We start from the raw sequence: 634 nt of genomic DNA, 5'->3' as shown, positions 1-634 counted from the left end.
CAGAGCCTTCCACGGCTCGCAAGCGGGCTAGCACGGGGCAGATTCATGCGAGGGGTTGAACCCTCTGCCTACTAAGACGAGGTATCAAACTCCGCTGGTGCGCACGGCACACCCTATTTGAGTTGTCAGGGTCTTAAATGCGGACTCATTGGCACTAGTGAAGAAAATTCCGATTAGATGTCTCAAAAAGTTACATCAAATTCATTGGCGGCAAAGAGCTTAATCTTGATCTAGGATATCAATTAGATGTTTACTTGGTTCCATGCGTTGATGAAGAACCCTGAAGATTTCAATGCCACCCTGGCACTCTGCATAATAAATGAAATGTGACTCAACTCTTACATGCAAACAGCTTGGTAGTTGGATATCAAACGTATTTCCCTTCTGAGGATTGCAAGCTAATTGCTTAAACATTATTTCTATATCTTTGATATAACGTGCAGCTCGAGCAAAACCAAATTTCTCTAGGCTATAATCAAAAATAGCTTCTAAGTCTTCATCTGCTTTTTGGTGTACAAAAAAGCTTTGGTTTTTATGCATTATGCTTTTTCTTCATCCGTTGAATAAAATCATCAGCATTCCAATTTTCGATAATGGGGCTATTTTCACCATCTTTAATAAGCTGGCGTAATTC

The 634-nt window shown here is 40.5% G+C and carries 1 protein-coding gene; it reads right to left on the bottom strand.

Annotation, left to right across the window (positions count from 1 at the left end; genetic code table 11):
- Positions 1–219: 219 nt before the first annotated feature.
- Positions 220–540 (bottom strand): type II toxin-antitoxin system RelE/ParE family toxin, encoded by a 321-nt coding sequence (locus tag A3761_RS00610; protein ID WP_068506946.1) that lies wholly within the window; start codon positions 538–540, stop codon positions 220–222.
- Positions 541–634 lie beyond the last annotated feature (94 nt).

The organism is Oleiphilus sp. HI0123, assembly GCF_001635315.1.
This window is presented reverse-complemented; position numbering and strand designations above follow the sequence as displayed.

Bases quoted from the DNA above. Each gene is read 5' to 3' on its own strand.
- A3761_RS00610 (WP_068506946.1), bottom strand. From the start codon at position 540: ATGCATAAAAACCAAAGCTTTTTTGTACACCAAAAAGCAGATGAAGAC.